The following is an 8,607-nucleotide window of genomic DNA, read 5'->3' as shown; positions in this document are numbered from 1 at the left end:
CGGTTTCGCGAGCAAGCCCGCTCCCACAAGGACAGAGTTCTACAGGAGACTTACTCGAACAACGCGTCGAGCGCCTGTTCCAGGCGTGTCACCGCAATAATCTGCAACCCCGGTGGCGCTTCCTTCGGCGCATTGCCCTTCGGCACGATGGCTCGCTTGAAACCGTGCTTGGCCGCTTCCTTCAAACGCTCCTGCCCACTCGGCACCGGGCGCACCTCACCCGACAAACCGACTTCGCCGAACACCAGCAAATCATGAGGCAGCGGTCGATTGCGCAAACTGGACATGACCGCGGCCATCAGCGCCAGGTCGGAAGCGGTTTCCAACACCTTCACGCCACCGACCACGTTGAGGAACACGTCTTGATCGTGGGTCGGAATGCCGCCGTGCCGGTGCAACACCGCCAGCAACATCGCCAGCCGGTTCTGATCCAGCCCCAGCGTGACCCGACGCGGGTTGGCCAGATGGCTGTCATCTACCAGCGCCTGCACTTCCACCAGCATCGGCCGAGTGCCTTCCCACGTGGCCATGACCACGCTGCCCGGGACTTCTTCCTGAGCGCGGGTCAGAAAAATCGCCGACGGGTTGGAGACTTCCTTCAAGCCCTTGTCCGTCATGCCGAACACGCCCAGTTCGTTGACCGCGCCGAAACGGTTCTTCACCGCCCGCAGCAGACGCAAACGGCCATCGGACTCGCCTTCGAAATACAGCACAGTGTCGACCATGTGCTCCAGCACTCGCGGTCCGGCCAATGCGCCCTCCTTCGTCACGTGGCCGACCAGGAAAATCGCCGTTCCGCTCTGTTTGGCGTAGCGCACCAGCAAGGCCGCGCTCTCGCGAACCTGCGACACGCCGCCCGGTGCCGATTGCAGCTGCTCGGTGAAAATTGTCTGGATGGAGTCGATCACCATCACCTTGGGTTTTTCCACCCGAGCGGTGGCGATGATGGTTTCGATGCAGGTTTCGGTCATGACCCGCAGTTGATCCTGCGGCAACCCCAGACGGCGGGCACGCATGGCCACTTGCTGCTGGGATTCCTCACCGGTGACATAGAGTGCCGGCATGCTCTTGGCGAGGTTGCACAGGGTTTGCAACAGAATGGTCGATTTGCCGATGCCAGGGTCACCGCCGATCAGCACCACCGAGCCGTCCACCAGCCCGCCGCCCAGGACGCGATCGAGTTCGCTGGAAGCCGTGGAGAACCTTGGGATTTCTTCGACGCTGACTTCAGCCAGGGTCTTGATCTGCGCCTGTTGACCGGTCCACCCGGTGCGACCGCCAGGCGCCGCAGCGCCACCGCTCTCGACCAGGGTTTCAGTCAAGGTGTTCCAGGCACCGCACTCACCGCACTGGCCGGCCCACTTGGGAAACGTTGAGCCACACTCGGTGCAGCCGTACATGCGCTTGGCCTTGGCCATCTGAACTCCCGGCAAAAAACGCGATGATAACGCAGTCGAAGGGTCAATGCGGCTGTCCGGCCTCCGGCATGTATAAGTACTTGCCCATCCATGACCCGCAACGAGTCGCCCAAGTTGTAGAAGCCTGAGTACAACTCGACGAACCAACACCAATAAACTCTCTGCCTAACTTGTACAAAACATGAAACTTATAAGTTTCATGTACAACATTTCTCGAGGAATGGACTCTTCGGAATTAACAAACATAGCCTGCGATATCCCTTAAAAAATAAAATGAACTTTAACTACCAGGCGCTGCCATTCCCCGCTGCCCATCTAACTGCATTGACACCTCACTGTTTCATCCATAAGACACTACGGTTTTTGGTTGCGCCGAAGTGCAACGGCTTAACGCTGGAAACATGGTAGATACGTCAATTCGGTGCAGCCCCGACTAAACCTTTCGCCGATGATCGGGTCGACAGCAGGGCAAGCGCTGTTCGCAGGTGGCTCGGGCAGAAAGCATTCTGCTGATTTACACTGCGTTACCAACCTCATCTGTAACAAGGAATAACCTATGGGCGTGATAAGTGAGTTCAAGGCCTTCGCGGTCAAAGGCAACGTGGTCGACATGGCTGTCGGTATCATCATCGGCGCGGCTTTCGGCAAGATCGTTTCGTCGTTTGTCGGTGACGTGATCATGCCGCCACTTGGGCTGCTGATCGGCGGGGTGGACTTCAGTGACCTGGCCGTTACGCTCAAGGCCGCCGACGGCGCCGCCCCCGCGGTGGTGCTGGCCTACGGCAAGTTCATCCAGAGCGTGATCGACTTCATCATCGTCGCCTTCGCGATCTTCATGGGCGTCAAGGCCATCAACCGCTTGAAGCGGGAAGAGGCCGTCGCCCCTACCCTGCCGCCTGTTCCGACCAAGGAAGAAGAGCTGTTGGGCGAGATTCGCGATCTGCTGAAGCTCCAGAACCAGCGACCGGAGTGAGGTGACGCAGGTGAAAACGGCGCCTTCGGGGCGCCGTTTTTTTTACCAGTAGTTTTCCACGGCCACCTGCCCGGGGCGCCGGCTCAGGCTCAGATGCATGCCACGCTGTTTGAGCAGTGCCCTCGTGTCGTCGATCATCTGCGGGTTGCCGCAGAGCATCACCCGCGAATGCTCGACCGTCAGCGCCAGGCCCGCTACCCGCTCCAGCTCACCACGTTCTAGAAGCGTGGTGATCCGCCCATGCAAGGCGCCCGGATGCTCCTCGCGGGTGACGGTGGCGATGAACTGCAGCTTGTGCGCGTGTTCGGCCAGATAGTCACGCTGCGCCAGGTCCGCGATCAACGCCTGATAGGCCAGCTCCTGCGCCTCACGCACGCTGTAGACCAGGATGATGCGCTCGAACCGCTCCCACACCTCGAAGTCCTGCAGGATCGACAGAAACGGCGCCACGCCGGTGCCTGTGGATAATAACCAGAGATCCCGACCGTCGACGAAACGGTCGAGGGTCAGGTAACCAAAGGCCTGACGGTCAACCAGCAGGGTATCGCCCACGCCCAGCCGACTCAGTTCACTGGTGAACTCGCCCCCCGGCACCACAATGGAAAAGAACTCGAGGAATTCGTCATGCGGTGACGACACCATGGAATAGGCGCGCCATACCGTGCTGCCGTCAGCCTTGGTGACACCCAACCGGGCGAATTGTCCTGCACGGAAACGGAAGCCCGGATCCCTTGTCGTGCGCAGGGTGAACAGGTTCGGGGTCAGCGGCTGGACGTCGAGCAGGGTCTGGCGAGTGAATTTTTCTGCGCTGGCGGTCATGGGGCGCTCCGTTGGACAGGTAGCTCTAGTGTCCCGCAAAGCACGTGCGTTAAACACCGATGATTTGTAGTGTCTTTTAATATTGATTTTTCAAATACGTCGATTATCAATAGTGGCGAACATTAGAGCTATTACTCTGATCAATACAAAGCGTCAGTTATTACATGAAGATCAACATATTGTTGATAGAACCTAAAATTTAAATTTTAACGGTTTGGTAAAGCCAAAAATTCTCACTTTAACGTAGGAATCATCCTACACTTCAAAGCTTACAGGATCTTGGATCCAAGACTTGTACCTCGTACGACAGACCTTTTCGGAGAACATGATGGAGCGCTGGAAGGAGTCCCAACTTACCCAACTGTCGTGCACTACGGATATCGATACCGCATATCGGGTCGCACTCAGCTTTGCAAAAAATATCGGTTTTAAATTTGTCGCCTTTTCAACCACTTATCAGACAAAAAACACTCCAGCCAAAACGGTTACACGAAACAATTTCCCGATCGGATGGAACAGCGAATATCAAAAAAAGAACTTCGGCCCAATTGATCCAGTAGTAGCACATTGCAATCAATCCATGCTTCCGGTGTTATGGAATGAACAACTTTTCGCCAACGTACCGTCGTTGTGGCACGAACTGGAATCACGGGGATTGCAGCATGGCTGGTCGCAGGCGCTGCATGACGAGGAAAGCGGCCTGTGCAGCATTCTGAGTCTCGCCAGAAGCCACTGCCCGATTACCCCAATGGAACTGTATGAAAATCTTGGTTTCTCGGTCTTCATGGGCCGTCATCTGCATGAGCTGGCCCTGCAATCGTTGCCCAGGAAACCGTTGATATCCACTGCCGCGCATTTATCTCCCCGTGAAGTCGATGTGTTGGAACTGGCGGCCGCTGGCAAGACCGCAGATGAAAGCGCCAGAATTCTCAACCTGAGTGCGCGTACGATCCATTTCCACATGCAAAGTGCGATGGGAAAGCTCGGTGCTGCCAACAAGATCTCGGCAATCATCGCGGCCATCAAGGCGGGCTACCTCAATAGCTCTTCAATACCGAATCGATAAAACCTGCGAGTAATCCAAAAGAAAAAAACGTAACATTTGCGGCACCTCCAGAGTGATGACGCGTAGACCATCGCGACGCAGTACACTCGGACCGTCTTGCCCGCTACAACGCCCCTGGGCCGCGGGATTCCCGTTGATCACCCAGAGCCCCGCCCCATGCCTTTGCTCGAAACACCCTTCGCCCGCCTCGACCTGATCCGCCAGCCAGAACAGCAGAACGAACCGCTGCAAGCCTTCGATGCAGCCGACGAATACCTGCTCCATCACCTGGCCGAACAACAGCCGGATCCGGATATGCGGGTTTTGGTGCTCAACGACAGTTTCGGGGCGTTGGCCGCCAGCCTGGCGGGCAAGGTACAGGTCACCAGCAGCGGCGACTCGTTCCTGGCCTTTCAGGGCCTGGAAAAGAATCTGATCCGCAACGGGCAGGCGTTTGATGCCGTGCCGAGCGTACCGGCCAGCGAAGCGTTCAGCGGCCCGTTTGACCGGGTGCTGATCCGCGTCCCCAAAACCCTGGCGCTGCTGGAAGAACAATTGATTCGCCTGCAAGGCCAACTGGCACCCGGTGCCCAAGTGATCGCCGGCGCCATGATCAAGCACCTGCCACGTGCCGCCGGGGATTTACTGGAGTGCTACATCGGCCCGGTGCAAGCCTCATTGGCGGTGAAAAAGGCTCGACTGCTGATCGCCACGGCTGAAGCCAAGGCTCCGGCGACGTCCCCGTATCCGACCCGTTATCGACTCGACGCGCCGGCTATCGAGCTGCTCAACCATGCCAACGTGTTTTGCCGCGAAGGGCTGGACATCGGCACCCGGGCATTTCTTCCGCATTTGCCGAAGAATCTCGGAACGGCGCGGGTGGCCGACCTCGGTTGCGGCAACGGCGTGCTGGCCATTGCCAGCGCCCTGCAGAATCCCGAGGCGCACTACACGCTGGTGGACGAGTCGTTTATGGCCGTGCAGTCGGCGGCCGAAAACTGGCACGCCGCACTGGGCGACCGGGAGGTCATCGTGCGTGCCGGCGACGGCCTGGCCGGGCAGGAAACGCAATCACTCGACGTGGTGCTGTGCAACCCACCGTTTCACCAGCAGCAAGTGGTGGGCGACTTTCTCGCCTGGCGAATGTTCCAGCAGGCCCGGGAAGCGCTGGTAGTCGGCGGCGCGCTGTACATCGTCGGCAATCGTCATCTGGGTTATCACAGCAAGCTGGCACGGTTATTCCGCGGTGTCGAACAAGTGGCGGCCACGCCCAAGTTCGTGATCCTCAAAGCGCGGAAATAAAAGCCCGGAAATAAACGCAGAACGCGTTCGCCAGCGCGCGGCACAAGCGGGCTGAGGTCTTCAGTGGGTCGACAGGCCTGCAGCATTCATGAACATGCGCATCAGGCTGGCGACGATGAACAGCGCTACCACGCTGCCGGTCCAGATCATCGCCAGCCAGCCGAGTCGCTGCCACAGCGGTTTTTTCTCTGCGGCTTCGATGTCCCGCAAGGAAGGTTTTCCAGCCATCATCGAGATCTCCTCTGAGATGGCGCAAGGATCAACCTTGCGCCATTGCCGCATGGACTAGTGATACCCGTCTTCATGGGTCACCTTGCCGCGGAACACGTAGTAGCTCCAGAAGGTGTACCCCAGGATGAACGGGATGATGAACAACGTCCCGACCAGCATGAAGCCCTGGCTTTGCGGTGGCGCGGCGGCATCCCAGATCGAGATCGACGGCGGCACGATGTTCGGCCACAGGCTGATGCCCAGACCGCTGTAGCCGAGAAAAATCAGCACCAGCGTCAGCAGGAACGGCGTGTAATGGGCGTTGCGAGCCACGGCGCGGATCAGCCCGTACATGGTCACCAGCACCAGGATCGGCACCGGCAGGAACCAGAACAGGTTCGGCAGGGTGAACCAGCGCGCGGCAATCTCCGCATGAGCCAGCGGCGTCCAGATACTGACGATGCCGATCACCGCCAGCACCACGAACGCCAATGGCCGCGCCAGGTCGTGCATCTGCTCCTGCAACTTGCCCTCGGTTTTCATGATCAGCCAGGTGCAGCCGAGCAGCGCGTAAGCCACCACCAGTGCCACACCGCAGAACAGGGTGAATGGCGTCAGCCAGTCCAGTGAGCCCCCGGCAAATTGTCGGTTGACCACCGGCAGCCCATCGATGAACGCGCCTAACGCCACGCCCTGGAAGAACGTGGCAGCCACCGACCCGCCGATGAACGCCTTGTCCCACAGATGGCGTTTGTCATCCTTGGCCTTGAAACGGAACTCGAACGCCACGCCGCGAAAGATCAGCCCGATCAACATGAAAATCAGCGGCAGGTACAACGCCGAGAGCACCACCGAATAAGCCAGCGGGAAGGCGCCGAACAACGCTGCGCCACCCAGCACCAGCCAGGTTTCGTTGCCGTCCCAGACCGGCGCGACGGTGTTCATCATCACGTCACGGTCGGTCTTGCCGGGGATGAACGGGAAGAGAATCCCGATCCCCAGGTCGAAACCGTCCATGACCACGTACATCATGATGCCGAAGATGATGATCACGGCCCAGATCAGCGGAAGATCAATACCCATGACTCAACTCTCCTGTTTCAGGCTGGGGCCGTGATTGGCGTCGGCAGGATCGTCGGCGGCGGACAGCGGACGCGCCGGCGTGCGTTTCCTGCCCGGACCACCATCCGGCGTTTCCTCGGCCTCGTGCATCGTCGGCCCTTTGCGCACCAGACGCATCATGTAACCAAGACCGGTACCGAACAGGACGAAATACACCACCACGAACAGCACCAGCGTGATGCTCATTTGCATGAAGCTGTGATTGGAAGACGCATCCGCCGTGCGCATCAGCCCGTAGACCACCCACGGCTGACGGCCGATTTCCGTGGTGAACCAGCCGGCGAGAATCGCGATCAGGCCGGACGGGCCCATCCACAATGCCAGGTATAGAAACGGCCGCGAGGTGTACAGCTTGTCGCGTTTACGCAGCCACAGGCTCCACAAACCGGTGAAGATCATCAACAAGCCCAGGCCGACCATGACCCGGAACGACCAGAACACGATGGTCGAATTCGGCCGATCCTCGGGCGGAAATTCCTTGAGCGCCGGCACCTGCTTATCCAGCGAGTGAGTGAGAATCAGGCTGCCCAGGTACGGGATTTCGACAGCGAATTTGGTTTTCTCGGCTTTCATGTCCGGCCAGCCGAACAGGATCAACGGTGTCGGCTCATCGCCAACGTTTTCCCAGTGACCTTCGATCGCGGCAATCTTTGCGGGCTGATGCTCAAGTGTGTTCAGCCCATGGAAGTCACCGATCACCGCCTGGATCGGCGCCACGATCAGGGCCATCCACATCGCCATCGAGAGCATGGTGCGGATCGCCGGGTTGTCCTTGCCGCGCAACAGATGCCACGCCGCCGAGGAGCCGACGAAGAAGGCCGTGGCGACGAAGGCGGCCGTGGCCATGTGCATGAGGCGGTAGGGGAACGACGGATTGAAGATCACCGCCAGCCAGTCGGTGGGGATGACCTGGCCGTTGATGATCTCGTAGCCCTGCGGGGTTTGCATCCAGCTGTTGGAGGCAAGAATCCAGAAGGTAGAGATCAGCGTGCCGATGGCCACCATGACCGTGGCGAAAAAGTGCAGGTTGCGCCCGACTTTGTTCCAGCCGAACAGCATCACCCCCAGGAACCCGGCTTCAAGGAAGAACGCGGTCAGCACTTCGTAGGTCAGCAACGGCCCGGTCACGGAACCGGCGAAGTCCGAAAAGCGGCTCCAGTTGGTGCCGAACTGATAGGCCATGACCAGCCCCGAGACCACGCCCATGCCGAAGTTGACGGCAAAGATCTTCGACCAGAAGTGGTAGAGGTCGCGGTAAGTGTCGTTGTGGGTTTTCAGCCACAGGCCTTCGAGTACCGCCAGGTAACTCGCCAGGCCGATGGTGATGGCCGGGAACAGGATGTGGAACGAGATGGTGAACGCGAACTGAATTCGGGCGAGATCAAGCGCCTCCAAACCGAACATAAGTCTTCCTCTGTCAGGTAATACCGGCTGAAGGCTTGCGGCCTGCACCCACTGCCCCCACGGATATGGAGTGTGGCGAATTTCAATTCGTTCTTTTTTTACCAACATCACAACGTAGGGAGTCTGGCCATCTGGCCGCCGAATCAATTCCACGAATGGCTTTGATCTGGATCAAGCATGGGTGAAAGAGTAGTCCGGTTTTTGACGATGGACGGTGTGGTCTTTTGCCGCGTGACAGGTTGTCTCAGCAACCGTTGCCTATTCAGTTGTGGGAGCGGGCTTGCTCGCGAAAGCGCCATGTCAGTCGATACACA

Annotated in this window: 8 protein-coding genes; 3 read left to right on the top strand and 5 right to left on the bottom strand. The window is 58.7% G+C overall.

Annotation, left to right across the window (positions count from 1 at the left end; genetic code table 11):
• Window positions 1-50: 50 nt before the first annotated feature.
• Window positions 51-1,418 (bottom strand): DNA repair protein RadA, encoded by a 1,368-nt coding sequence (radA, locus tag NTD84_RS06735; protein WP_262164169.1) that lies wholly within the window; start codon window positions 1,416-1,418, stop codon window positions 51-53.
• 556 nt (window positions 1,419-1,974) lie between these two features.
• Here radA and mscL point away from each other — a divergent pair.
• On the top strand, window positions 1,975-2,391 hold the full coding sequence (gene mscL, locus NTD84_RS06730) for a large-conductance mechanosensitive channel protein MscL (protein ID WP_262164168.1): 417 nt from the start codon (window positions 1,975-1,977) through the stop codon (window positions 2,389-2,391).
• Between the two features lie 42 nt (window positions 2,392-2,433).
• On the opposite strand, the gene NTD84_RS06725 is transcribed toward mscL, so the two are convergent.
• Complete coding sequence (locus NTD84_RS06725; protein ID WP_262164167.1) at window positions 2,434-3,210, bottom strand: ferredoxin--NADP reductase; 777 nt, start codon at window positions 3,208-3,210, stop codon at window positions 2,434-2,436.
• Between the two features lie 328 nt (window positions 3,211-3,538).
• Between NTD84_RS06725 and NTD84_RS06720 the strand changes: the two genes are divergently transcribed.
• Together NTD84_RS06720 and NTD84_RS06715 are read left to right on the top strand one after the other, a co-directional pair.
• Window positions 3,539-4,276, top strand: coding sequence for a LuxR family transcriptional regulator (locus tag NTD84_RS06720; RefSeq protein WP_262164166.1), 738 nt, complete (start codon window positions 3,539-3,541; stop codon window positions 4,274-4,276).
• 156 nt (window positions 4,277-4,432) lie between these two features.
• Window positions 4,433-5,557, top strand: a complete 1,125-nt coding sequence (locus NTD84_RS06715; protein ID WP_262164165.1) for a methyltransferase — start codon at window positions 4,433-4,435, stop codon at window positions 5,555-5,557.
• Window positions 5,558-5,617: 60 nt separating this feature from the next.
• Here NTD84_RS06715 and NTD84_RS06710 read toward each other — a convergent pair whose 3' ends face one another.
• From NTD84_RS06710 to NTD84_RS06700, 3 genes are read right to left on the bottom strand one after another with little or no spacing between them, the layout of a single operon-like run.
• The gene (locus NTD84_RS06710; protein ID WP_262164176.1) at window positions 5,618-5,785 is read right to left on the bottom strand and encodes a DUF2474 domain-containing protein; all 168 of its coding nucleotides are present in this window, start codon (window positions 5,783-5,785) and stop codon (window positions 5,618-5,620) included.
• 57 nt (window positions 5,786-5,842) lie between these two features.
• Window positions 5,843-6,850, bottom strand: a complete 1,008-nt coding sequence (gene cydB / locus NTD84_RS06705; protein WP_123367752.1) for a cytochrome d ubiquinol oxidase subunit II — start codon at window positions 6,848-6,850, stop codon at window positions 5,843-5,845.
• Window positions 6,851-6,853: 3 nt separating this feature from the next.
• The gene (locus NTD84_RS06700; RefSeq protein WP_262164164.1) at window positions 6,854-8,293 is read right to left on the bottom strand and encodes a cytochrome ubiquinol oxidase subunit I; all 1,440 of its coding nucleotides are present in this window, start codon (window positions 8,291-8,293) and stop codon (window positions 6,854-6,856) included.
• Window positions 8,294-8,607: the final 314 nt, after the last annotated feature.

Source organism: Pseudomonas sp. 14P_8.1_Bac3, from assembly GCF_025466085.1.
Taxonomy (GTDB): Bacteria; Pseudomonadota; Gammaproteobacteria; order Pseudomonadales; family Pseudomonadaceae; genus Aquipseudomonas.
This window is presented reverse-complemented; position numbering and strand designations above follow the sequence as displayed.

Coding starts and splice junctions, on each gene's coding strand:
- radA (WP_262164169.1), bottom strand. CDS start 1,418: ATGGCCAAGGCCAAGCGCATGTACGGCTGCACCGAGTGTGGCTCAACG.
- mscL (WP_262164168.1), top strand. CDS start 1,975: ATGGGCGTGATAAGTGAGTTCAAGGCCTTCGCGGTCAAAGGCAACGTG.
- NTD84_RS06725 (WP_262164167.1), bottom strand. CDS start 3,210: ATGACCGCCAGCGCAGAAAAATTCACTCGCCAGACCCTGCTCGACGTC.
- NTD84_RS06720 (WP_262164166.1), top strand. CDS start 3,539: ATGGAGCGCTGGAAGGAGTCCCAACTTACCCAACTGTCGTGCACTACG.
- NTD84_RS06715 (WP_262164165.1), top strand. CDS start 4,433: ATGCCTTTGCTCGAAACACCCTTCGCCCGCCTCGACCTGATCCGCCAG.
- NTD84_RS06710 (WP_262164176.1), bottom strand. CDS start 5,785: ATGGCTGGAAAACCTTCCTTGCGGGACATCGAAGCCGCAGAGAAAAAA.
- cydB (WP_123367752.1), bottom strand. CDS start 6,850: ATGGGTATTGATCTTCCGCTGATCTGGGCCGTGATCATCATCTTCGGC.
- NTD84_RS06700 (WP_262164164.1), bottom strand. CDS start 8,293: ATGTTCGGTTTGGAGGCGCTTGATCTCGCCCGAATTCAGTTCGCGTTC.